General features: G+C 66.6%; 24 protein-coding genes and 1 other RNA gene. 12 read left to right on the top strand and 13 right to left on the bottom strand.

The genetic code is table 11. From position 1 onward, the window contains the following. Positions 1-15: 15 nt before the first annotated feature. Positions 16-1224 (bottom strand): NAD(P)/FAD-dependent oxidoreductase, encoded by a 1209-nt coding sequence (locus KBY86_RS00125; protein ID WP_255139702.1) that lies wholly within the window; start codon positions 1222-1224, stop codon positions 16-18. An 8-nt stretch (positions 1225-1232) separates the two neighbouring features. After that, complete coding sequence (gene dxs, locus KBY86_RS00120) at positions 1233-3143, bottom strand: 1-deoxy-D-xylulose-5-phosphate synthase (RefSeq protein WP_094510499.1); 1911 nt, start codon at positions 3141-3143, stop codon at positions 1233-1235. Between the two features lie 178 nt (positions 3144-3321). Here dxs and ilvA point away from each other — a divergent pair, with 178 nt between their 5' ends. The 3 genes from ilvA to KBY86_RS00105 are packed head-to-tail and all read left to right on the top strand — an operon-like array spanning position 3322 to position 5852. After that, positions 3322-4884, top strand: a complete 1563-nt coding sequence (gene ilvA, locus KBY86_RS00115) for a threonine ammonia-lyase, biosynthetic (protein WP_094510500.1) — start codon at positions 3322-3324, stop codon at positions 4882-4884. A 48-nt stretch (positions 4885-4932) separates the two neighbouring features. Continuing rightward, complete coding sequence (gene scpB, locus KBY86_RS00110) at positions 4933-5520, top strand: SMC-Scp complex subunit ScpB (protein ID WP_094510501.1); 588 nt, start codon at positions 4933-4935, stop codon at positions 5518-5520. A gap of 26 nt (positions 5521-5546) precedes the next feature. Continuing rightward, a complete protein-coding gene (locus KBY86_RS00105) occupies positions 5547-5852 on the top strand; it encodes a YggT family protein (RefSeq protein ID WP_255100911.1) in 306 nt (101 codons plus the stop codon). Between the two features lie 49 nt (positions 5853-5901). On the opposite strand, the gene KBY86_RS00100 is transcribed toward KBY86_RS00105, so the two are convergent. Then, positions 5902-6357: a hypothetical protein gene (locus KBY86_RS00100; RefSeq protein WP_255139701.1), complete on the bottom strand. Its 456-nt coding sequence runs from the start codon at positions 6355-6357 to the stop codon at positions 5902-5904. A gap of 332 nt (positions 6358-6689) precedes the next feature. After that, positions 6690-7019: a nucleoside triphosphate pyrophosphohydrolase family protein gene (locus KBY86_RS00095; protein WP_094510502.1), complete on the bottom strand. Its 330-nt coding sequence runs from the start codon at positions 7017-7019 to the stop codon at positions 6690-6692. 66 nt (positions 7020-7085) lie between these two features. On the opposite strand from KBY86_RS00095, the gene pyk reads away from it, so the two are divergent. From pyk to KBY86_RS00070, 5 genes are all read left to right on the top strand, one after another. Next, entirely contained in the window at positions 7086-8873 is a 1788-nt protein-coding gene (pyk, locus tag KBY86_RS00090) for a pyruvate kinase (protein WP_094510503.1), read from the top strand. Between the two features lie 54 nt (positions 8874-8927). Further along, positions 8928-10157 carry an ABC transporter permease gene (locus KBY86_RS00085; RefSeq protein WP_094510504.1) on the top strand — a complete coding sequence of 410 codons (1230 nt, stop codon included), beginning with the start codon at positions 8928-8930 and terminating at the stop codon, positions 10155-10157. Positions 10158-10278: 121 nt separating this feature from the next. Then, positions 10279-10569, top strand: a complete 291-nt coding sequence (locus tag KBY86_RS00080) for a DUF1830 domain-containing protein (RefSeq protein WP_255100914.1) — start codon at positions 10279-10281, stop codon at positions 10567-10569. Positions 10570-10645: 76 nt separating this feature from the next. Next, positions 10646-12574 (top strand): ATP-dependent zinc metalloprotease FtsH, encoded by a 1929-nt coding sequence (gene ftsH, locus KBY86_RS00075; RefSeq protein WP_255139700.1) that lies wholly within the window; start codon positions 10646-10648, stop codon positions 12572-12574. A 117-nt stretch (positions 12575-12691) separates the two neighbouring features. Beyond that, a complete protein-coding gene (locus KBY86_RS00070) occupies positions 12692-12934 on the top strand; it encodes a hypothetical protein (RefSeq protein WP_315855819.1) in 243 nt (80 codons plus the stop codon). Positions 12935-13587: 653 nt separating this feature from the next. Here the strand turns inward: KBY86_RS00070 and clpP are convergent. Beyond that, positions 13588-14181 carry an ATP-dependent Clp endopeptidase proteolytic subunit ClpP gene (gene clpP / locus KBY86_RS00065; RefSeq protein ID WP_255139699.1) on the bottom strand — a complete coding sequence of 198 codons (594 nt, stop codon included), beginning with the start codon at positions 14179-14181 and terminating at the stop codon, positions 13588-13590. 176 nt (positions 14182-14357) lie between these two features. Here clpP and psb29 point away from each other — a divergent pair, with 176 nt between their 5' ends. Further along, positions 14358-15131, top strand: a complete 774-nt coding sequence (gene psb29 / locus KBY86_RS00060) for a photosystem II biogenesis protein Psp29 (protein WP_255139698.1) — start codon at positions 14358-14360, stop codon at positions 15129-15131. A gap of 25 nt (positions 15132-15156) precedes the next feature. Here the strand turns inward: psb29 and KBY86_RS00055 are convergent, their stop codons facing one another. The 4 genes from KBY86_RS00055 to petN all read right to left on the bottom strand — a co-directional run bounded on the left by KBY86_RS00055 (position 15157) and on the right by petN (position 18166). Beyond that, on the bottom strand, positions 15157-16545 hold the full coding sequence (locus KBY86_RS00055) for a hypothetical protein (RefSeq protein WP_255139697.1): 1389 nt from the start codon (positions 16543-16545) through the stop codon (positions 15157-15159). 101 nt (positions 16546-16646) lie between these two features. Further along, a complete protein-coding gene (locus tag KBY86_RS00050; RefSeq protein WP_255139696.1) occupies positions 16647-17894 on the bottom strand; it encodes a CofH family radical SAM protein in 1248 nt (415 codons plus the stop codon). Next, positions 17891-18040: a hypothetical protein gene (locus tag KBY86_RS00045; RefSeq protein WP_198948206.1), complete on the bottom strand. Its 150-nt coding sequence runs from the start codon at positions 18038-18040 to the stop codon at positions 17891-17893. The genes KBY86_RS00050 and KBY86_RS00045 overlap by 4 nt, the downstream gene beginning before the upstream one ends. A 24-nt stretch (positions 18041-18064) precedes the next feature. Further along, a complete protein-coding gene (gene petN / locus KBY86_RS00040; RefSeq protein WP_094510511.1) occupies positions 18065-18166 on the bottom strand; it encodes a cytochrome b6-f complex subunit PetN in 102 nt (33 codons plus the stop codon). Positions 18167-18241: 75 nt separating this feature from the next. Between petN and clpS the strand changes: the two genes are divergently transcribed. Beyond that, positions 18242-18607 (top strand): ATP-dependent Clp protease adapter ClpS, encoded by a 366-nt coding sequence (clpS, locus tag KBY86_RS00035; protein ID WP_094510757.1) that lies wholly within the window; start codon positions 18242-18244, stop codon positions 18605-18607. Positions 18608-18612: 5 nt separating this feature from the next. Here clpS and KBY86_RS00030 read toward each other — a convergent pair whose 3' ends face one another. Continuing rightward, the gene (locus tag KBY86_RS00030; protein ID WP_094510512.1) at positions 18613-18828 is read right to left on the bottom strand and encodes a hypothetical protein; all 216 of its coding nucleotides are present in this window, start codon (positions 18826-18828) and stop codon (positions 18613-18615) included. A 68-nt stretch (positions 18829-18896) separates the two neighbouring features. Here KBY86_RS00030 and KBY86_RS00025 point away from each other — a divergent pair, with 68 nt between their 5' ends. Next, positions 18897-19175 (top strand): DUF2103 domain-containing protein, encoded by a 279-nt coding sequence (locus KBY86_RS00025; RefSeq protein WP_094510513.1) that lies wholly within the window; start codon positions 18897-18899, stop codon positions 19173-19175. Between the two features lie 122 nt (positions 19176-19297). Here the strand turns inward: KBY86_RS00025 and ssrS are convergent. The 3 genes from ssrS to KBY86_RS00010 all read right to left on the bottom strand — a co-directional run bounded on the left by ssrS (position 19298) and on the right by KBY86_RS00010 (position 21743). Beyond that, positions 19298-19480, bottom strand: a non-coding RNA gene (ssrS, locus tag KBY86_RS00020) — 6S RNA. Between the two features lie 6 nt (positions 19481-19486). Further along, entirely contained in the window at positions 19487-20758 is a 1272-nt protein-coding gene (locus tag KBY86_RS00015; protein WP_255139695.1) for a 5-(carboxyamino)imidazole ribonucleotide synthase, read from the bottom strand. A 76-nt stretch (positions 20759-20834) separates the two neighbouring features. Beyond that, positions 20835-21743: a carbohydrate ABC transporter permease gene (locus tag KBY86_RS00010; protein WP_255139694.1), complete on the bottom strand. Its 909-nt coding sequence runs from the start codon at positions 21741-21743 to the stop codon at positions 20835-20837. 111 nt (positions 21744-21854) lie between these two features. Between KBY86_RS00010 and recQ the strand changes: the two genes are divergently transcribed. Next, positions 21855-23462 (top strand): DNA helicase RecQ (gene recQ / locus KBY86_RS00005; RefSeq protein WP_255139693.1); only part of this gene is annotated, 1608 nt, incomplete at its 3' end.

Here is a 23462-nt window from a genome sequence, read left to right as displayed (position 1 = left end):
CGTGTGGGTGGCGCTTCAGCGCCACCCCAGCAGGTAGGGGAGCATCCGCCCCCCGTAACGCTCGAAGCGGTAGTGGAACAACAGCGCGGAGAGATCGCCGGCGGCAGCGGTCTGCTCGAGGCCGTGCAGCAGAGCTGAAAGTCTGCGGTCTCCCCGCTCGTCCACCAGGCCAAGCCAGGTGCGTTGGGCCAACCTGCCGCTCAGGCTCCAACGCCAGCCCAGCATGCGCTTGAGTTGGCCTGGGTAGCGGTCCAGCGGCCGTTCGTTGCCGGCCAACGCCTCTACCAGCGCCGGTACCAGCAGGCGGCCACTTGCCATGGCGTGGCGAATTCCCTCACCGCCCAGCAGGTTGGCGGTGCTGATGGCATCGCCCAGGCCCAGCAACCTGCCGCGGCGGTGGGGTTCCCGGCGACGTACCGAGCTGCGGATCACACCGCCGTGCCGATCCACCACCTCTGCCTCCTGTAGCAGCCAGCGGCGCTGCAACTGCTGCAGGCAGGTGCCAAGGGCCGGTTGAGTTCCCTGGCGGCGAGGATCTTCCAGGCGGCACACACCCAGTTTCAACAGGCCGGGCTGCATGGGAAACACCCAGCCGTAGCCCTGGGGCATCCACTGGGAGCCGAGGCAGAAGCTGAGCCGGTTGCTCCAGCGGCGCCAGAGCGGCTCCGGCACCTGCAGCAGCCATTCCACCCCCACCCCACGCACCAGCGGATCGCGGCTGGGGGGAGGGTCACCGATCAAGGCTCGCCCCTGGCCACTGGCGTCCACCACCCAGTCGCTCTCCACCTCCACCAGAGCACCTGACGCCCCGACCAACGAAGTGCGCAGGCGATCGCCCACCGCGTCGCAGCGCTTCGCCCGCAGGCCCAACGCAAGGCGAGCTCCCCAGCCACTGGCCTGCAGCCCCAGCCAGTGGCGCAGGGCCCCGAAGTCGAGCACGGCCCCTAGTGGTTGCTCCTGGCTCCAATGGCGCTGGTCGTCGCCGGGGCCGAACAGCTGCCAACCGGTCCAGCGGCTGGCCACCACCTCCGGCGGCAGACCGAAGCGTTCGATCGCCTGCAGCGGTAGCGCGGCGCTGCTGAAGGCACGCGTCCGTAGATCCGGCAGGGCATCCACCACCAGCACATCCACGCCGCTGCGGGCCAGGCCCCGGGCCAACTCTCCGCCCGCCGGTCCGCAGCCCACCACCAGCACCTGGCAGCGCAGCCGTTCGCTTGAGCTCAAGGCGCGATTCAGACCGTGAGTGGCTGGCGCAGCACGCCGAGTTGAAAGCGCTGCAGGATGCGGGTGGCCATCTGCGGCGGGGTGAGCCCCAGCGCCTGCTTGCTCTGGTCGGGGCTGGCGTGATCCACCAGCACATCTGGAATGCCGATGCGCAGCACCGGCACCAGCACGTCGTTGTCGTTGAGGGCTTCCACCACGGCAGCGCCGAAGCCACCGGGAAGAGCGCCTTCTTCCATGGTGACCACGCGGCCGATGCGCTGGGCCAGGGGCACGATCAGGGAGTCGTCGAGAGGGCGCAGGAAGCGGGCATTGACGACGGCCGCCCGCACACCCTGCTCCTGAAGCAGCCCTGCGGTGGCCATGGCCGGGTAGACCATGGCGCCATAAGCCACGATCAGCAGGTCGTCGCCATCGGCGAGCTGTTCGCCACGGCCGATGGCGATCGGCTCCCAGCCTTCTTCCACCAGCGGCACCCCTTCGCCTTCGCCCCGGGGGAATCGGATCGCGGTGGGGCCGGTATGGGCGATCGCCGTGACCAGCATGCGCTGGAGCTCGGCTTCATCTTTGGGCGCCATCACCGTGAAGTTGGGTACGGCGCGCAGGTAGCTGATGTCGTACTGGCCCTGGTGGGTGGGGCCGTCGGCACCGACGATGCCGGCGCGGTCGAGCACGAAGGTGACCGGCAGGTTCTGGATGCCGACATCGTGGATGAGCTGGTCGTAGGCGCGCTGCAGGAAGGTGCTGTAGATCGCCACCACAGGCTTGACGCCGTTGCAGGCCATGCCCGCCGCCATGGTGACGGCGTGCTGCTCGGCGATACCGACGTCGAAGTACTGGTCGGGGAGTGCCTTTTCCAGCAGATCGAGGCCGGTGCCGGTGGCCATGGCGGCCGTGATGCCCACCACGGTGGGGTCGAGCTCGCAGATCTTCACCAGCGTCTGGCCGAACACCTTGCTGTAGCTGGGTGGCTTCGGCTTGCTGGAGGGGTAGGCCTTGCCGGTTTTCAGATCGAAAGCCGACTGGGCGTGATAGGCCACCTGATCGGCCTCGGCGTAGGGGTACCCCTTGCCCTTGGTGGTGACCACATGCACGAGCACCGGGCCTTCGCAGCGGTGTGCCGCCTGGAAGGTGCGCATCATCCCGGCGATGTCGTGGCCGTCGACCGGGCCCATGTAGGTGAAGCCCAGCTCTTCGAACACCGCGCCCACCTTGGGCACCGAGAGCCGCTTCATGCTCTCTTTGAGGGTCTTGAGCTCAGGTGGCAGCTCGCCGTGCATGAAGGGCAGGTGCTTCACCGCCTCTTCAGCGCTGCCGGAGAGAAACTGCAGCGGCGGGCTCAGCCGCATGCGGTTGAGGTATGTGGAGAGCGCACCTACTGGTGGTGAGATCGACATGTCGTTGTCGTTCAGCACCACCAGCAGCCGGGTGTGCGGCAGGTGGCCGGCATGGTTGATCGCCTCCAGCGCCATGCCGCCGGTGAGGGCGCCATCGCCGATCACCGCCACGCACTTGAAATCCTCGCCGCGCCGATCGCGGGCCAGGGCCATGCCCAGGGCTGCCGAGATGCTGGTGGAGGCATGGCCGGCGCCGAAGGCATCGAAACGGCTCTCGCTGCGCTTCAGATAGCCGGCCACGCCACCCTGCTGACGCAGGGTGTTGAAGCGGAGGTAGCGGCCGGTGACCAGCTTGTGGGGATAGGCCTGGTGGCCCACGTCCCACACCACTTTGTCGTGGTCGAGATCCAGGGTTTGGTAGAGGGCGAGGGTGAGTTCGACCACCCCCAGGCCGGGGCCCAGGTGGCCGCCGCTGCTGGAGACCACCTCCAGGTGGCGCTCTCTGATCTGCCTCGCGATGCCTTCCAGCTCGGCGACGCTGAGCCCATGCAACTGATTGGGATGGCTCAGCTCGCTGAGATGCATGCCCCGGCCTGTTCAGTACAGGTCAATCTACGTTCCCCCTCCCGCCGGTTGGCGGCAATGGTCACCAATGGGCAGGGGAAGGCGAGTGCTGAGGGAGTGAGCCGCCTGTGAACGGCCTCCAGATCGAGGTTGAGCGGTCTGCAGCCAGCCACCGGCCGGCCCTTGTCACACTGGGTCAATGAGCGATTACCTCCAGCGGATCCTGCGTGCCCGCGTCTACGACGTGGCGATCGAGTCGCCGCTCGACCCGGCGCCCAATCTCTCGCGCCGCATCGGCAACCACGTGCTGCTCAAACGGGAGGACCTCCAGCCGGTGTTCTCGTTCAAGCTGCGCGGTGCTTACAACCGCATGACCCACCTCACCGCCGAGGAGCTGGAACGGGGGGTGATCGCCGCCAGTGCGGGCAACCACGCGCAGGGTGTGGCGCTGGCGGCGGGCCGCCTCGGCTGCCGGGCCGTGATCGTGATGCCGCTCACCACCCCGGAGATGAAGGTGCGCGCTGTTGCCGCGCTCGGGGCCGCGGTGGTGCTCCACGGCGACACCTATGACGAGGCCTGCCTGGAAGCCCGGCGCCGCGCGCGGGAGGCGGGCCTCACCTTCATCCACCCTTTCGACGACCCTGAGGTGATCGCCGGCCAGGGAACGATCGGCCTGGAGATCCTGCGCCAGTGCTCCTCACCCCCCGATGCGATCTACGTGGCGGTGGGCGGCGGCGGCCTCATCGCCGGCATCGCCGCCTATGTGAAAAGTGTGTGGCCGGAGGTGGAGGTGATCGGTGTGGAGCCGGTGGATGCTGACGCCATGGCCCGCTCCCTGGCGGCCGGCCGACGCATCCGCCTGGAGACGGTGGGCCTGTTCGCCGATGGGGTTGCGGTGCGGGAGGTGGGTGAACACACCTTCGCTCTTGCCCAGCAGCACGTGGATGCCATGGTGACGGTGACGACCGACGAGATCTGCGCAGCGATCAAGGACGTCTTCGAAGACACCCGCTCGATTCTGGAGCCGGCCGGCGCCCTGGCGATCGCCGGCATGAAGGCAGACGTGCAGCGCCGCCAGCTGCAGGGACGCACCTTGGTGGCGGTGGCCTGCGGCGCCAACATGAATTTCGACCGCCTGCGTTTCGTGGCCGAGCGGGCCGAGCTGGGCGAGGCGCGCGAAGCGATGGTGGCCGTGGAGATCCCGGAGCGGGCCGGCAGCCTGCGGCAGCTGTGCGAGCTGCTGGGTTCCCGCAGCCTCACGGAATTCAGCTACCGGATGGCAGACCCGAAGCTGGCGCACATCTTCCTGGGGGTTCAGATCAGCGGCGCCGACGACACGGCCGGCCTGATCGCCCAGCTGCAGGCGAGTGGCTTCCCCTGCCTCGACCTCAGCGGCAACGAGCTGGCGAAGCTGCATCTGCGCCACATGGTGGGGGGCCGCCGTCCCCAGGGCTTCAGCGGCGAGGGGCAGGAACTGCGCCAGGAACTGCTCTACCGCTTCGAGTTCCCGGAACGGCCGGGCGCCTTGATGGCGTTTGTCAACGCCTTGCACCCCAACTGGTCGATCAGCATCTTCCACTACCGCAACCAGGGCGCCGACGTGGGGCGGATCGTGGTGGGGGTGCAGGTGGAACCGGAAGACAATGCCGCCTGGCACACCTTTCTCGAAGGGCTGGGCTACCGCTACTGGGACGAGACCGACAACCCCGCCTACCGCCTTTTCCTCGGACCCGTCCTGCCGCCGATCCCTGCCCTGGCCTGAGCCTGAACGGCTGCGGTACGTTCGGCCCAGACTCTGCTGGTCGGCTCCATGTCCAGCGACGACACGACGGGCCTCACCGGAGGCTCCCTGGGTGCGGCGGCCACGGGCGCGGCTTCCCTGTCGCTGGCGGCGCGCATCGAGGCGATCCTCTATCTCAAGGGACGGCCCCTGGATCTGGCCGAGCTGGCCCGGCTTGCCAGCCTGGAGCCTGGCGTGGCGCTGGTCCCCGAAGCGGTTGAGCTGGCCCTGATCACGCTGATGGCCGACTACGCCCATCGGGACACGGCTCTGGAGATTCGCCAGGAGGGGCGCCAGTACAGCCTCCAGCTCCGCGAGAGCCTCAGCGGCCTGGTGCAGAACCTGCTGCCGGTGGAGCTCTCCACCGCCACCCTGCGCACGCTGGCCACCATCGCCCTGAAGAAACGCATCCTTCAGTCAGATCTTGTGGAACTGCGCGGTTCCGGGGCCTACGACCACATCAAGGAATTGCTGGCCCAGAACTTCATCGAACGTCGCCGGCAGAGCGACGGCCGTTCCTATTGGCTCAGCCTCAGTGAGAAGTTCCACCGCACGTTCGCCGTGCGTGGTGAGGCGGAACTCCCTGGCGGCCGCACGCCACCGCGCACCTCCCCATAAAGTCGAAGCACGAGCCGATGGCGCCCATGTCCCTGACGATCCTGAGCCAGTTGTTTGCGGTGCTGGCCCAGACCCTCAGCATCTACAGCCTGGTGCTGCTGGTGCGGGTGCTGCTGAGCTGGTTCCCCAATCTCGACTGGAGCAACCCGGTGCTCTCCACCGTGAGCTCAATCACCGATCCCTATCTCAACGCCTTTCGGGGGCTGATTCCGCCCATTGGCGGCCTTGACCTTTCTGCCCTGATCGCTTTCCTGGCGCTCAGCCTGGGCCAGAGTCTGCTGGGTGCAGCGAGTGGCTCGCTGATGGGCGCCGGCTCCGGCTTCGGTTACTGACTCCTCCCGCTGATCACGGCGGCTGAGGCCTGCGCGATCAGCTCAGTTCCTACTCCTGCACCGCCTCCTCCAGTGGCAGCAATTCATCGCCTTCCGCCGCGCGTGTGCGCACGGGGGCGCTGAAGCCATGGGCACGGGCCTTGCGCACCTGCAAGGGTTCTGGCGTTCCGGCGGGAACGGCCAGGCGCAAAGCGAAGTCGGAGCGGCCGGGCGGCACATCACCGATCGAGCCCACCCGGCTGCGGTTCTGCAGCACCGGCTCGCCGCTGGCATCCACGATCACGGCGAACACATCAGTGTCGACAACGGGCTTGCGGCCCGGGTTCTCCACCACGCCCCGCAGGGCATAGCAGCTGGCTTCGGCGGCACGGCGCAGGAGGGGTTGGGCGCCCGCATCAGCGGCCGGGCAGGCCTCCAGGGACACGTCACTCACCACCAGATCGGCGGCCCAGCCCGGCGGCACAGGGCCGAGGAGCACGAAGGCCACCAGCAGGGAAGCCAGCATCACAGGGGGCAGAAGCGGCCCCAGCAGGCGCTGAGGACGGCGAGCCAGGCAGGCTTTCAGGGCGCGGGCAGACCTCCGGCTCAAAGCTTGTGACGCGTTCTGGATCGGTGCGGAGAATCGCCCCCAGCACATGGCATGAACAAGGCGATCTCGCAGGTTCTGCATGGCACTCCAGGAACGCAGGGCATCGGAAAACAATGGCGAAAGACGGGCTCAGGCGCACCAAGAGCGACAGGGGGCTGGTCATGCCCTGCAGTTGCGAGTGGGCCCGGGTGAGGCCAGGTGGCCGCGGTACGAGCGCGTGCCGGCCCCATCGGATGCTGCCGCTGGGTTCAGCGCTGATCGCCGCTGCCACCGATGACATTGCGGCATTGGCGGTCGGCAAGCTTGGCGAGGTTGGCGGCTGCCACGGTGTTGAGATCGAAACCGAGCTCGCTTGACAGCTGAGCCACGTACCAGAGCACGTCTCCCAGCTCCAGCATGATCGCGCTTCGCACGTCCGCGTCGAAGCTCCCGTCCCCGTCGCGCAGCACCTTCTTGACCTTGTCTGCCACTTCGCCGGCCTCTCCGCAGAGCCCCAGGGTGGGGTAGATGGGATTGCTTCCCACCGAGGGGTAGCGGGCGGTGGAGCGCGCTTCCTGCTGGTAGTGGTTGAGCTCCATGGCGACGGGCGCGGCGGGTGCCTGGTGGTTTCGGATGGTAGTTTCCGCTCACCGTCCGGCGCTCCGATGGCTGCTCCCGATCTTTCGCGTCGCACCAAGATCGTGGCGACCATCGGTCCGGCCACCGAAAGCCCCGAGCGCCTGCGTGAACTCATTCACGCCGGTGCCACCACCTTTCGCCTGAATTTCTCGCACGGCGATCATTCCGAGCACGCCCTGCGCATCGCCACCATCCGTCAGGTGGCCCATGAGCTGGGCATCCACGTAGGCATCCTGCTCGACCTTCAGGGGCCGAAGATCCGGCTCGGTCGCTTCGAGCAGGGGCCGATCACCCTCGCCAACGGCGATCCCTTTGCGCTCACCTCCAGGGAGGTGCCCTGCACCCAGTCGGTGGCCACGATCACGTACGACAAGCTGGCCGATGAGGTGCCCGCCGGCAGCCGCATCCTGCTGGATGACGGCCGGGTGGAGATGGTGGTCGACGCGGTGGATCAGACGGGTCGCACACTCCACTGCACGGTGGTGGTGGGCGGCGTGCTCTCCAACAACAAAGGGGTGAACTTCCCCGATGTGCAGCTCTCGATCCGGGCTCTCACCACCAAAGACCGCCAGGACCTCGCCTTCGGTCTGCAACAGGGGGTCGATTGGGTGGCGCTCAGCTTCGTGCGCAACCCCTCCGACATGCAGGAGATCCGCGAGCTGATTGCCACGCTTGGGCACAGCACTCCGGTGATCGCCAAGATTGAGAAGTTCGAGGCGATCGATCAGATCGACGCGATCCTGCCCCTCTGCGACGGGGTGATGGTGGCCCGCGGAGACCTGGGCGTGGAGATGCCTGCCGAGGAAGTGCCGCTGCTGCAGAAGGACCTGATCCGCAAGGCCAACATGCTCGGGATCCCGATCATCACGGCCACGCAGATGCTTGACAGCATGGCCAGCTGTCCGCGGCCAACCCGCGCCGAAGTGAGCGACGTGGCGAACGCCATCCTGGATGGCACCGATGCGGTGATGCTGTCCAACGAAACCGCCGTGGGTGACTATCCCGTGGAGGCGGTAGCCACCATGGCTCGCATCGCCTTGAGGATCGAGCGCGACTACCCCACCCGGCACGTCGATTCGCATATGGCGAGCACGATCCCCAATTCCATCAGCCAGGCGGTGAGCACGATTGCGCGCCAGCTCCAGGCGGCGGCGATCCTGCCGCTCACCAAAACCGGTGCCACCGCCCGGAACGTCAGCAAGTTCCGCCCCTCCACCACGATTCTGGCGATCACCAACGATGTGAACGTGGCCCGCCAGCTGCAGCTCGTGTGGGGGGTGAACCCCCTGCTGATCAGCAACCAGGACTCCACCACCAGCACCTTCACCCTGGCGATGGGGGTGGCTCAGGAGCAGGGCCTGCTCAAGGACGGCGACCTGGTGGTGCAGACCGCCGGCACCCTGGCGGGTGTCAGCGGCTCCACCGATCTGGTGAAAGTGGGCATTGTTTCGGCCGTGCTCGGTCGCGGTCTGGGCATCGGCGATGGCTCCGTCAGTGGCCGGGTGCACGTGGCCAACAGCCCTGAAGACGCAGCGCGGCTGGAGGCAGGTGAAATCCTGGTGGTGCGTGAAACCACCGTGGCCTACGTGGAGGCGATCCGCAAATCGCGGGGCGTGATCGCCGAAACGGATGGCAGTGACAGCCATGCCGCCGTTATCGCTCAGCGCCTAGGCGTACCGGTGATCGTGGGCGTGGCCAATGCCACCACCGATCTCCGCCACGGCGAGTTCGTCACGCTCGAGCTGCGCGAGGGCCTCGTGCACCGCGGCGCACGCAACCACACCCAGGGCGGCCGCCAGACCCCAGAGATCTGACACGCCCGGGCGCCGTTCGGGCTGGCCATGATGAGCCCTGAACCCGTTTCAGGCATGGCGTCGAAGCTGCCCATTGGCGAAACCATCCGGATGTCGCTCTCCACGCTGGGGGCCAACCGCATGCGCAGCCTGCTGACCATGCTCGGCATCGTGATCGGCAATGCCTCGGTGATCACCCTGGTGGGGGTGGGCAAGGGGGCCCAGAACCTGGCGGAAGGGCAGCTCAGCACCCTGGGCGCCAACGTGCTCTTTGTGGTGCCCGGCAACAACGACACCCGCCGCCAGGGGCTCCAGAACCCCCGCACTCTTGTGTTGGAAGATGCGGAAGCGATCGCCTCCCAGGTGCCTTCTGTGCGGCGGGTGGCCCCCCAGATCACCATGAATCTGGTGGTGCAGGCAGGCGCGCGCAGCTCCAGCGCGTCGGTGTCGGGCATCACGCCTGAATTCCTGCCAGTGCGCCGCTTCGAGATCGCCCAGGGCCGCTTCTTCAGCGAAGAAGATCTCAGCTCCGCCCGCAACGTGGTGGTGATCGGCCCGGATCTGCGCAACAAGCTGCTGCCTGGCGATTCCCCGATCGGCAAGATCCTGCGCATCCGCGACCAATCCTTTGAGGTGATCGGCGTGACGGCCGCGAAGGGGGCGGTGTTCGGCAACAACCAGGACGAGGCTGCTTACATCCCGCTCACCACCATGGTGAGCAAACTGAGCGGCCGCGATCCAACGTACGGCGTGGTACTGACGTTCATCAGCGTGGAGGCGCGCGATGAGGCCAGCACCGGCGCCGCCAAGTTCCAGATCACCAACCTGCTGCGCCAGCGGCACCGCATCCTGCGCGAGGACGACTTCGCGGTGCGCTCCCAGCAGGATGCGCTTTCGATCGTGGGCACCATCACCGGCGGACTCACCTTGATGCTCGGCGCGATCGGCGGCGTGTCCCTGCTGGTGGGCGGCATCGGCATCATGAACATCATGTTGGTGTCGGTGAGCGAGCGCACTCAGGAGATCGGGCTACGCAAAGCGGTGGGCGCCCGCAGCGGCGATGTGCTGGCCCAGTTCCTGGTGGAGTCGCTGGTGCTGGCCAGCCTCGGTGGCTTGATCGGCAGCGCGGTGGGGCTGGCCACGGTGGCAGGGGTCGCCCGCTTCACGCCCCTGCCGGCATCGATCGATGCCGGCAGCGTGCTGTTCACGGTGGGGCTATCCGGCTCGATCGGATTGTTCTTCGGGGTGGTGCCGGCGCGGCGTGCGGCGCGGCTGGATCCGATCGTGGCTTTGCGGAGCCTCTGAACCGATCAGGCCCCGCCACACAATCCCGAGAAAAGATTAAGAAAGCCTATTGGTGGTCACTGTGACCAAACGGGAGGTGCCGATGGTGCGTTTATGAGGGTTCTGAGATGAGGCACCAACCGTGGCACTACTCCCCTGCGGGTATCGCAACGCCAGCGACCGCATGGTGATCCTTCGTTGCTGCGGCCCTGAAACCTTCTATCTGGAACGGGTGGCGTTTCCCTTCGAGTTCCTCAGCTTCGAGGCACCCCCCAGCAGTGAAGTGGAGATCTGGACCCACACCCTGGGCGGCCCCGACCTGATCGAAACGCTGTCGGTGAACGACCTGCTGATGGAAAGCGAGCCAGGAGTGGTGCTGGCCGAGGGGCTGCAGCCGGATTCTCAGGAAACCCGCCCCACCATGGCAGGCTGAGGGAAGCGCGGATCTGGAGGGAGCAGTCTCCATCTTGGATCCCGAGCTTTACAGTTGTTAAAACAACCTCTCAGCCATGAACCAGCGCTGGCGTCTGATCGCACTTTGGCTTCTCCCTGTGGGAGTGGCTGTGTTCCTTGGCTGGCAGGTGCTCGGCAGTGGCGGCCCCGCCCGCTTCGCTGAGAGCACCGGTGCAGGCATCTCCAGCGCACGTAACACGGCTGTGGCCCGCATGAGCTACGGCCGCTTTCTCGACTACGTGGAGGCGGGACGCGTCACCGCGGTGGACATCTACGACGGCGGTCGCAGTGCCGTGATCGAGGCGGTGGACCCTGACCTCGACAACCGCGTGCAGCGCCTGCGTGTGGATCTGCCCGGCGTGGCCCCTGAGCTGATCAACAATCTCAAGCAGAAGGGCATCAGCTTCGACATCCACCCGCCGCGCAATTCGCCGCCGGCCCTGGGCCTGCTCGGCAACCTGCTGTTCCCGCTGCTGCTGATCGGTTCCCTGATTTTCCTGGCACGCCGCTCCTCGGGCATGCCCGGCGGTCCTGGCCAGGCCATGCAGTTCGGCAAAACCAAAGCCCGCTTCGCCATGGAAGCGGAAACCGGCGTGAAGTTCGCCGATGTGGCCGGCGTGGAAGAAGCGAAGGAAGACCTGCAGGAGGTTGTCACCTTTCTCAAGCAGCCCGAACGCTTCACTTCCGTGGGCGCCAAGATTCCCCGTGGACTTCTGCTGGTGGGCCCCCCTGGCACCGGCAAGACCCTTCTGGCCAAGGCGATCGCCGGTGAGGCCGGTGTGCCTTTCTTCTCCCTCTCCGGCTCCGAGTTCGTGGAGATGTTCGTGGGCGTCGGCGCCAGCCGCGTGCGCGACCTGTTCAAGCGGGCCAAGGAAAACAGCCCCTGCCTCATCTTCATCGATGAAATTGACGCGGTGGGACGCCAGCGCGGCGCCGGCATCGGCGGCGGCAACGATGAGCGCGAGCAGACCCTCAACCAGCTCCTGACGGAGATGGATGGCTTTGAAGGCAACAGCGGCATCATCATCATCGCGGCCACCAACCGCCCCGATGTGCTCGATTCAGCGCTGATGCGTCCGGGCCGCTTCGACCGTCAGGTAAGCGTCGACGCGCCTGACATCAAGGGCCGCCTCTCGATTCTGGAAGTGCACTCCCGCAACAAGAAACTCGCCGAGGATGTGTCGCTTGAGGCGATTGCGCGTCGCACCCCAGGCTTCACAGGGGCCGATCTCGCCAACCTGCTCAACGAGGCGGCCATCCTCACCGCGCGGCGCCGCAAGGAGGCCACCAGCCTGGCTGAGATCGACGACGCTGTGGATCGGGTGATCGCCGGCATGGAAGGCAAGCCGCTCACCGATGGACGCAGCAAGCGCCTGATTGCTTATCACGAAGTGGGCCATGCGCTGGTGGGCACCCTGGTGAAAAACCACGACCCCGTGCAGAAGGTCACGCTGATTCCTCGCGGCCAGGCCCAGGGCCTCACCTGGTTTGCCCCCGATGAAGAGCAGATGCTTGTGAGCCGCTCCCAGTTGCAGGCACGGATCATGGGTGCCCTGGGCGGGCGTGCCGCTGAAGCCGTGGTGTTCGGCCACGCCGAAGTCACCACCGGTGCTGGCGGTGACATCCAGATGGTGGCGGGCCTTGCCCGTCAGATGGTCACCCGCTTCGGCATGAGCGACCTCGGCCCCGTTTCGTTGGAGGCAGGCAACCAGGAGGTGTTCCTTGGCCGCGACCTGATGACCCGCAGCGACGTGTCGGAATCGATCGCGCGCCGCATCGATGAGCAGGTGCGCCTGATCGTGGACCGTTGCTACCAGGACACCCTTGAGCTGGTTGGCAATCACCGCGAATGCATGGATCGCCTGGTGGAACTGTTGATCGAAAAGGAAAGCCTCAACGGCGACGAGTTCCGCAGCATCGTGGCTGAATTCAGTGTGATTCCAGAAAAGGAACGCTTCTCCCCCCTGCTGCCAGCCACCACCTGAGCCAGGCCAAGGGCTGATGACCTTGCGACATCAGCCCCTTCCTTTATCTGCTATTAACCCTGATCAGTCCTTTCATCGCGCTTGGTCCGATAAAATTGGCCTCATTGCATCAGAGCGTTGAGCGATATCAAATCCCCGATGGAGTCGTTCAGTCGTTACCACGGTGACGACTGGACTCCTGAGGGCGCAGCCTTTCACCAAAACCTTGAGCAGTTCGCCGACCGTGTGGGACTGATCGTGGGATTGCAGGCCAATGGCAAGATCACCCAAACCGATGCCTACGACCAGATCCGCTCTCTTTGGAAAGAGCTGAAATTCAGCAAGAGCTACTTGCTTAAGTCGGATAAGCCGAAAGATTGAGCCTTGGTTTCGACTCCTCGCTTTCAGGAAGCCGGCCTGCGCCCTTTCTTGGAGTTCAGCTTCCAAAGCAGCAATTCCAGAAGGTCTGTAAAGTCTGAAGGATTCAACTTCAATAGGCTTCATTAGCCCAATTCTCGGAAGACTGCTTACAGAACGTTAAGTTAATAGATGGTTGATCATCAAGTCATTGATTTCGCGATCATCCAAGTTCTGAGTTATCCATTCTCGGAGAACCACTCCTGAGAATGTTTATCAATGCACGGCAATTTCTTGCTTGTTTGCGCGGATCGTCATCGATTGAGGGTTGGCTCTATCGTTTGCCTCCTGTTTGCCTCCTTCCATCCTCTCTCTCGGGGCGCTTTTGAGTCAGTTGGCAGGGTTAGATTTTAGGGTCAGATTGTAGGGTCAGTTTTCGAGTTATCCTTCGGGCCTATTTGTTTCATGGAACAAGCTTTTGAAGTTTGCTGACTCTTGGGTAGGCGTAAAGTCGGCGGTGCGCGTCGGGGCGATGAACTGAGTGCTGATGGCGCTGCCATAGCGCGTGCTGAGCAATACGCCTGGAAGCAACAGACGCTGGTGAGGACCACCGCGCTTTGGCCTTTGGCTCCAGGCGTGAAGAGTTGCGGATGTGCCGGCAACCAGGACCTGACGTCTCAATCCACAGGGCGGATCGGGCGGCGTTCAATCACTTTGTCGATCAGGCCGTAGCTCACCGCTTCTGCCGGTGACATAAAGAAGTCACGGTCGGTGTCGACCTGGATGCGCTCGAGGGGTTGGCCGGTGCGATCAGCCAGTTCGCGGTTGAGCTTGTCTTTGAGGAAGAGGATTTCGTTGGCCTGAATGCGGATATCGCTGGCCTGGCCGCGGGCGCCACCGAGCGGCTGGTGGATCATGATGCGCGAGTGGTGCAGGCTGCTGCGCTTGCCCTTGGCGCCGGCCGTGAGCAGAAAGGCCCCCATGCTGGCGGCCAGGCCCACGCAGACGGTCTGGACGTCGGGCTTGATGTGCTGCATCGTGTCGAAGATGCCAAGGCCGTCGTAGACGGAGCCACCAGGAGAGTTGATGTAAAGGAAGATGTCCTTTTCAGGGTCTTCTGCTTCCAGAAACAGCAACTGAGCCACCACCCGGTTGGCAGATTCCGCCGTGACCGTTTCACCAAGAAAAATGATGCGCTCGCGCAGCAGCCGGGAATAAATATCGAACGCGCGCTCGCCCCGGCCCGAATCCTCAATCACGATCGGGATCATGGACGAAAAATCAGCAACTCCCCCATCTTACCGAGGCCAGTGCACCCACGGTTCCCCCTCGCTGGGCCTGGGCCAGCTCGCCGGAGCTGGTCCAGCTCAGTGAGCGCTAGCGGTGGCGGCGGCCCATCGGGCGGGAGGGGGGCAGCGCTAAGGTCCAGATAACCAGGAGAATCAGTGTGGGCGCCTGCCTCACCGTCGCTGACAGCAAGCGTTCGTTCCATCGTGCGTTTCCCCATGTGATCGCGCCCCTCTACCGGCGCATGGTGGACGAATTGCTCGTGGAGCTGCATCTGCTAAGCCGCCAGAAGGGCTTTCAGATCGATCCGCTGTTCGCGGTCGGCCTGACCCAGGTGTTCGACAGCTTCGCCCGTGGCTATCGGCCTGAAGCGCAGCGGGAACCGCTGTTCCAGGCCCTGTGCGCGGCCTGTGGCTACGAGGCCGATCATTTCCGCCGCCTGCGCAATGAGGCAGTGGCGGCCGTGGGCCAGCACAGCGTCGAAGACGTGCGCCGCTGGATCACCGAGCAGGGCACCGGTGCTCCTGAGCCGATCGCTGGTGTTCTCCAGGCGGTGAAGCGCCCGGACTTCCACTATTCGCGTCTGCTTGCCGTCGGGCTGCTCAGCCTGCTGCAACAGGCCAAAGGGGCTGACGCTGTGGAGCCCCAAGCCCTGCGCCAGGCCGCCCACGACACCGGCGAAGCCATGGGTCTGCTCAAGGATCGTGTCGACAAGGACCTCAGCCTGTATGTGTCCAACCTCGAGAAGATGGCCCAGGCCGTTGAGCTGATGGAGGAAACGGTGGCGGCTGAGCGGCGGCGGCGTGAGCGCCAGAGCCTTGGCGCTACCTCTGAAGCCCCTGCCGCGGAGCCCGGTGTGGCTGTGGCCTCCGGTTCCGCTGACATCGCCGCAGGTCCTGAAGCGGGCAGCGGCACCGCAGCTCCCAGCGCCTGAAGCTGGCTTGCCCTGGGGCTGACCCTCAGGGCCTTGGCGGTGACTCCGCCGGTGCGGCGCCCGGTGCAGCGTCAAGGGTGAGAGAGCCTGCCAACAAGGCCTGGGACTGACCACCACTGCTTCCTTTCGCGACAGCTGGCCAACGGGCGACGAGCTCTAACTGGTCAGATTGCTGCAGCACCGGAGGCAGAGCCGGGGGCAGCAGTCCCAACGCAGCCAGCGCCTGGGGTCTTGCACGCAGCCGCAGGGTCTGCGGAAGGGTGGCAACTGCAGGAATGAGCTCGATCCTCGGCAGCGGCGGCGCCGGCACGGGTGGCGGCAACGAGCCCAGAAACAGGGACAGCAGCGGCGGGGCGCCGGCGGTCGGCCGGATCCAGCGCCATCCCCCCACCACGGTGCCGTCCTGGCGCAGCCACACGCCCGTGGGCAAGGGTGGGGCCGGGTCGGCAGCAGCTCCACCAGCACGCTCCGCTGCTGACGGCAGCTGCTCCACCAGCCCCTGTTCCTTGAGCACCTCACGCAACTGGGCCAGCCACTGGATCCACTCCTGCCGTTGCTTGCCCACCTGCAGTTGCAGGTCGAGGGACGCCTGGAAGGCCCCCGCCGGCTGGGGGCTCAGCCGCAACCGGAACGGGCTGCCGCCTAACCGCCGCAGGAGGGTTTCCTGCAGTCCATACCGATCCACCAGCGGCTGGCGGATCAACTGACGGCTGAGCAGGCCTTCGAACAGCAGATCCAGGCGATCCCCCTCCACGTCGAGCAGCAGGGTTGCGGGCAGGGGCTGACGCGACGGCACGGCCGGCAGTTCAGCCAGCTCTGCCGCAGCTGCGGCCTTGCCGGATCCTGTGGCTTCCCCCCGCCAGGTGAGGCCCGTGGCATCTCCCGCCAGCACCAGGCAACCCTGTTGAAAACGGCCCAGCAGCGGCGCCAGGGCTCCGGTCAGCTGGCTGACAGCCGTGCCCGTCCAGGCGACCGTCTGGGCGGAACGCAGCTGGTCCACGCAGCGCTTCTCCATTCCCTTGGGCGGGCGAGCCGTGCGGCTCAGCTGCTGCTGCAGCTGCTGCCGGGAGAGGGGATCCGCGGCAATCACCAGCAGATCATCAAGGCGAAAGCTGTTGGCAGGCAGTGCGCGCTCGGGCAGTCCTTCGAAGGCCCTGCCACTGATCGCCAGCAGGGTGCCCCCATCACCGCTCTCTCCCCACAGCTGCCACCATTGCCCCTGCTGCCGTGCCCACAGCCGCGCGGCCAGTGGCTGCGACAGCCGCTCCTGCCAGAGGGCGGGCACGGGGCGAGCGGGCGCAGCGGCAAAGCTCTGAATCAGCGCAGCGACGGGGACCAGCCGCTCTAGGCCCGCGGCATTGGAGCGGGGGAACCGCTGCAGCTGAAGCGCCGGCAGCAGCAGGAGCACGATCACGCCGCTTGTGACAGGCAGCAGCGAGCGCCAACGAGGCAGCCTGGGAGTGGGCAGACCTGGCCGGGGGAGCGGAGGCGGACGCCAGCGAGGGAAGGTGAGGCTCATGCGGGCAATGCCTCAGCCGCGACAGGGCCGTACAGGGTGGTGCGCTGCCGCACCGGGCGGCCCAGACCCAGGGCGGCGCTGCTCAGCTCCTGGGGGCTGCGGCTCGTGCCGCCAGTGGCACCGGCCATGGTGGTGATGTGTTCTTCCATCAAGGTGCCGCCGATGTCGTTGCAACCCCAACGCAGGGCCTCGGTGGCCCCATCAAGGCCCAGCTTCACCCAGCTGGGCTGATGGTTCACCAACCAGCGCCCCAGCAGCAGGCGGGCCTGGGCGGTGAGTGTCAGCATGGCGGCGCGATCGGGCTGGTCGCGGCCCACCCGGCGCCGCAGGGGCTCAGGCGCGGCGGCGCCGATAAACGGCAGCAGCACAAACTCGGAGAAGCCCGGCACCCCTGCCTGCCAGGCCCGCTGCTGCAGCGCCACCAACGTGAACCAGTGGGCCACACGATCGGCGGCCGCTTCGATGTGACCCGCCATCATCGTGGCGGTGCTGGCCAGACCGTGGCGCTGCACCTGCAGCACCACTGCGCACCAGGCGCGCGCCGACAACTTTTCGGGGCACAGCTGCCGACGCACCCGCTCACTCAGCACCTCGGCGGCGGTGCCGGGCACCGAGCCCAGACCGGCTTCCCGCAAGCGTTGAATCACGGTGTCGAGCGGGCAATCGTCCTGCTCGGCGATGAAGAGCAGCTCCTGAGGCGAGAAGGCATGCAGATGGATCCCCGGGGCGGCTTCCAGCAAGGCTCCAAGCAGCGCCTCGTAGTAGCGCAGGGCGCTGCCCGCCTCGCGGGCCATCGGGTTGAGGCCGCCCTGCAGACACAGCTCAGTGGCGCCCCACGCCTGAGCGGCGCGGGCTTTCTCCTGCAGCAACGCAAAGCCATGCCAGAACGCCCCCTCGGCGCCGGCATCCCGGCGAAAGGCACAGAACCCACAGTGCTTCACGCAGTGGTTCGTGAAGTTGAGATTGCGGTTGATCACGTAGGTGACCGTTTCTCCCGCCAGTTGCCTGCGCAGCGCGTCAGCGCCGTGCTGCAGGGCTGCCGCAGGATGGTCGCCGCCGCAGAGTGCCAGGGCAGCGCCAGGATCGGGGAGCTGCTCCTCGTCAGAGGCCAGGCTGGCGATCAGCTCGTCCGTGGGGACCGAGCTCCATCGATCGGCAGCAGAGGGTGGGGGAGGCGGCACCAGCGCGTCACCCGCTTCGCGCCAGGCCCACGGCGCGATGGGCCTGAGCGGGTCGAGGGTCATCGACGCGGGTTGGCGGCGCGCTGACGGCGGCGGCGATCCCGCCACTCGACGGTGGACAGGTAAACGACGCCTCCACTCACGAACACAAGCAGCACAGAGGCCACGACCGCCAGAGCGTTCGTGAGGGTGAAGGCTGTTTCAGGCATCAGTTGCGCCGAACGGGGCTCAGATCAGAAGTTGATGCTGCCGTCGCCGTTGCGGCCCCACACCACCATGGCGATCGAGAAGCTGAAGAGGGCGGCGAGCGAGGACCAACCCAGGGTGATCAGCATGGCGTGGACACGGCTTTGACTGGGCGCACTTTACCTAAGCTGCTGCCTTGCCGGTATTGGCCGGTCGCGATGGCCATGGTTCGTCTTTTCTTCGCCACGCCAGGGGCAGGGGTGTCTGCCAACCCATGGGCCGGGTCTGCCCCTTGGAACGTTGCTCCTGGCAAAGCCGCCACGGTGCTGGAGCCTGTGCGCCTGCAGCAGCCCTATCCCAACTTCAAGGTGGTGGTGCTCGACGACGACGTGAACACCTATCAGCACGTGGTGGCCTGCCTGCTGACCTACATCCCCGGCATGCAGCCGGACCACGCCTGGGCCCTGGCCAAGCGGATCGACACCGAAGGCTCGGCGGTGGTGTGGTGTGGTCCGCAGGAGCAGGCGGAGCTTTACCACCAGCAACTCGCCGCCGAAGGGCTCACCATGGCGCCCCTGGAGCGGGCATGACCGGCTCAGGCCAGATCACGCGTCAGCGAGGAGAGTTCCAGCAGATTGCGCGTGCGCACAGAGCCGGTGCAGGCATCGAGCACGAAGCTCATCACGCGCCCGGGGCATACGGCCAATCCACGGATTCTGTGCCCCTGGGCCACATCGGCCTTCACCACCTGAACGGCTTCACCCTGGTGCGAACTGAGCTGACGGGCGATGGCGGCGCGTGTCTGATGCACGGAATGCCCTCCGAACTGTCATTGTTTTAACAGTTCCTGCGACCGTTTCTCATGAAGGACACCGTTTGATGGGTCGCGTGGTGATCACCCACAGCACCTACATCGAGGGTCTGATTCCGGTGTTGCGGCGACTGGCGGCCGGCGATGGCGTCGACACGGTGACCCCGGCGGTGATCACCCGCGTGAAAGGCCGCAGTCCAGTGCTGCGCTTGAAGGTGTCCGCACCGATCCGGGGTGGCTTCAAGCTGCTGGCGCGCAAGGGCACCACCGCCCAGGAGGTGTTCGTGGTGACCACCCTGGAGAAGGAGGCGCTGCAGTCGAGGTTGGATGGCCTCACTGAGGCTTGATGGACAGCAAGAGGTGCGGCGGGAGGTTGCGCCGGTTTGCTGGACGAATCCAGGCGGCGGCGAGGCAGTGATCCGGCCCGCATGAACGACGCAGCAACGGCCGGGGACCTTGAGAGAGAAAAGGGTGAACCGCCGTGCCGTCTTGCCCCAGATTTCGACCTGGAAGAACCAGAGGGGCAGGCAAAGCGGGGCTTCGTTTCCAGCAGCAAGGCCGGCATACGTCACCGTCGCGACAGACCACCCACGTCGAAGAAGGAGTCAGATCAGAAAACTGTGAAAGGCAGTCACCAACACAGCAGTTCGCCCACACCCTAAGGCTTTTCCTCGGGAGGCAGCGGCCAGATCGCACGCACCTGATCGAGGCGATCCATGGCCTCCTGCAGCCGCTGTTCCGGTTGCTGCTCACTCAGCAGCACGGTGACGTGGCCCAGCTTGCGGCTCGGACTCGACTCCCGTTTTCCGTACCAATGCACGCTGGCGCCGGGCAGGTCGGCCAGGGCTCGGCGCTGCTCCTCGTAGGACGACGCGGCAGTTTCAAAGCCCAGCAGGTTCACCATCAGGGCGCCCGGCACCTTCAGGGCCGTGTCGCCGAGGTCGAGACCCTGCACGATGCGCACCTGCTGCTCGAACTGGCTGGTGGCGGTGGCCTCGATCGTGTAGTGGCCGGAATTGTGGGTGCGGGGTGCCAGTTCGTTCACCTGGAGCCCGGCTGAACCGTAGAAGAACTCCACCGACAGAACCCCGGCGTAATCGAGCGCCGTGAGCAGGGAAGCCGCCACGTTCCGGGCGCGCGCCTGCACCGCATGGCTCACAGGGGCGGGGGCGAGCACCCAGTCGCAGACGCGGTTGTGCTGGTGGGTCTGCACCAGCGGGAAGGTGCGTACATTGCCGTCGCGATCCCGGCAGGCCACCAGGGCGAGTTCCTGCTCGAAAGTCACGAACTCCTCCAGCAACCACTGCTCAGGCGGCACACGCTCCAGCAGTGCGGCCAGTTCCTCGTCGTCGTGGATGCAGGCGGTGCCGCGGCCGTCGTAGCCGCCGGTGGCGGCCTTGGCCATCAGGGGAAAGCTGAAGCCCTCCGGCAGATGGGGGGCGGCAGGTTCGGGCGGGTTGGCAGGCTGAAGGATGACCGGCTGCCAGCCCCCGGCGGCGGGCCCGCCCTCTGGCTGTGGCAGCGGACCGGGAGCCAGCCCCGCAGGAGGCGCGAGCACCGCTTCGAGCGGTATCCAGCGGGGCGAGGCCAGCTGCAAGCGGCCGAGCAGTTCCCGCTGGCTGCGCTTCGACACCAGCGGCTGCAGCGCCTGCAGCCGCGGCAGGAACACCACACCCTCTGCTTCCAGCGCTGCCAGGGCGTCGAGGTTGAGCCATTCGTTCTCGAAGCTGATCGCCTGGCACAGGGCAGCCAGGGCCCGGGTGCCGGCCAGGTCATCGATGGGGGCGAGAACCACGCTGGTGGCCAGGGCTGCGGCCGGGTCGGTGGCCAGGGGCGTCTGGACGTGAAGCTCGACGCCCAGCCGTCGCGCCGCGTCCGCCAGCATCAGGGCCAGTTGGCCGCCCCCCACCACGCCGATGCTGCCGCTCATGGTTGCTGCCCCTGATGGTGGTCCGCCGGGGCGGCCGAGCAAGCGTGCAGCCTGACATCCACCGCGTCCATCGGGCTCAGGTGAGGCTGCGGTTGCCGGTCAGCAGGTAGCGCAGCAGCGAGAAGATCAGCACGATCAGGAACAGGGCCAGGCCCACGGTGCAGGCATAGCTGATCTCCAGTTCCGAGAAGGCCTGGTCGTAGACGTAATAGACGAGGGTGCGGGTGGAATCGGCCGGCCCCCCCTGGGTCATCAGGAACACCTCTTCGAACACCTTGGTGGCCGCGATCGCCGAGATCACCGCCACCAGGGTGATGTAGGGACGCAGCAGGGGCAGGGTGATATCGAGATGGCAGCGCCAGCCTTCGCTGCCATCCAGTGCCGCCGCTTCATAGAGCTCCGGCGAGATGCCCTGCAGACCGGCCAGGAAGATCACCATGTAATAACCCAGTCCCTTCCATAGGGTGACGAGCATCACCGCCGGCAAGGCCAGCAACGGGCTGGTGAGAAAACCGATCGGTTCGAACGTGCCGCCCAGCAGCGCTGCCAACCAGCCGTTGATCAGGCCGTTTTCGGCGTACAGCCAGCGAAAGGCGATCGCCGCCACCACGATCGATACCAGCACGGGGGTGTAGAAGGCGGCCCTGAACCAGTGGATGCCGGGCAGGCTGCGGTTCACGAGCACCGCCAGGGCCAGCGAGCCGAACACGATCGGCGGCACCACACCCACCAGATAGAGAAAGGTGGTGCCCAGCACCTGAAAGAACACCGGGTCGGTGAGCAGGCGGCGGATGTTGGCGAGGCCCACGAACCGCAGCGGTTCGCTCATGTCCAGGCCGGTGGCGGTGAAGCTGATCACCAGAGCCATCGCCGCCGGCACAAGCACGGACACCGCCAGCAGCAGCAGCGCCGGCGCCAGGAAGCCCCAGGGGGTGAGGCGACGACCAAGGAGCGAGGGCGAGGGCGTGACCGGGGCTGTGGACATAGCCGTTCCCGTGGGCGTGGCCAGAGCCGGGGCCGCAGCAGGGGCCGGGCGCGGTACGGATGGGCCGTTCATGGCGCCATTGTGGGAGATCAGCGCGCAGGGGCCACCGCCTTGGGACACCCGCAGCCGAGCGTGTCGCCGCAGGGCCCCTTGCAGCCCGGAGCTTCAGCGCAGGGCGTGCTGCGCGAGGTGTTCGGCTACGAGGCCTTCCGCGGCCCGCAGCAGGCGATCGTGGAGCACGTGATCGACGGTGGCTCGGCGCTGGTGCTGATGCCCACCGGCGGCGGGAAATCGCTCTGCTATCAGATCCCGGCACTGTGCCGCCCTGGGTTGGCGGTGGTGATCTCGCCGCTGATCGCCCTGATGCAGGACCAGGTGGAAGCCCTGCGGCAATCAGGGGTGCGAGCGGCGGCGCTCCATTCGGCTCTGACGCCGGAAGAGAGCAGCGCCATCTGGAGAGCCTTTCAGGCCCAGACCCTGGATCTGCTCTATGTGTCGCCGGAGCGGCTGCTGGCCGGCGACCTGCTCGATCGGCTGGCGGAGCGCTCGCTGGCGCTGTTCGCCATTGATGAGGCCCATTGCGTGTCGCAGTGGGGGCACGATTTCCGGCCGGAATACCTGCAGCTGGCGGAGCTGGCGACCCGCTTTCCCCAGGTGCCACGGCTGGCGCTCACCGCCACCGCCGACCCGCGCACCCGCGACGAGATCGTGGCGCGGCTGGCGCTGGAGCAGGGCCGTGTCTTCACGGCCAGCTTCGATCGCCCCAACATCCGCTACCTGCTGCGTGACAAGGACGAGGCCAAGGCCCAGCTGCTGGCCTTCCTTGAGGCGCACCGCGGCGATGCCGGCATTGTCTATGCCCGCTCCCGCGCCCGGGTGGACAGCTTCGCCGCGGACCTGCGCGCCGCTGGCCATGACGCCATCGCCTATCACGCGGGAATGGAGGCGCCGCAGCGCAGCGCCGCACTCAGCCGCTTCCGCCGGGACAGCGGTGTGATCGTGGTGGCCACGATCGCCTTCGGCATGGGCATCGACAAGCCGGATGTGCGCTTTGTGGCCCATATCGATCTGCCCAAGAGCCTGGAGGCCTACTACCAGGAAACCGGCCGGGCTGGCAGGGACGGGCTGCCGGCCACCGCCTGGATGGTGCACGGCGCCGGTGATGTGCCGCAGCTGCGGCGCTTCATCGACGACTCCGAGGCCGAGCCGGCCCAGAAACGGATCGAGCACGGAAAACTGGAGGCCCTGATCGGCTTCACCGAAGCGCCCGGCTGCCGCCGTCAGGTGCTGCTGGCCCACTTCGGCGAAACCCTGGAGCAGCCCTGCGGCAATTGCGACCGCTGCCTGGAGCCTCAGGAGCTGACCGATGTGACGATCCCGGCCCAGAAAGCCCTCTCGGCGGTGTACCGCACCGGGCAGCGTTTCGGCGCCGCCCATGTGGTGGATGTGCTGCTGGGGGCCGACACAGCGCGCCTACGGGCCCTGGGGCACCACGAACTGAGTGTGTACGGCATCGGCAAGGAACTGGACCGGGGCCAGTGGCGCACCCTGCTGCGGCAGCTCACCGCCGCCGGGCTGCTGGAGCCGGTGCCCGATGGACACGGGGGGCTGCGCTGGGGGGCCGAGGCGCAGGTGCGGCCGCTGCTGCGTGGCGAACAGCGGCTGGACCTGCCGCGGCCACCACCGCGCCAGGAGCGGCGCTCGCGGGCACGCAGCGGC

It is taken from the genome of Synechococcus sp. Lug-A, from assembly GCF_024345655.1.
Classification (GTDB): domain Bacteria; phylum Cyanobacteriota; class Cyanobacteriia; order PCC-6307; family Cyanobiaceae; genus MW101C3.
The sequence above is the reverse complement of the archived record's forward strand: the minus strand, read 5'-3'. Positions and strand labels throughout refer to the sequence as shown.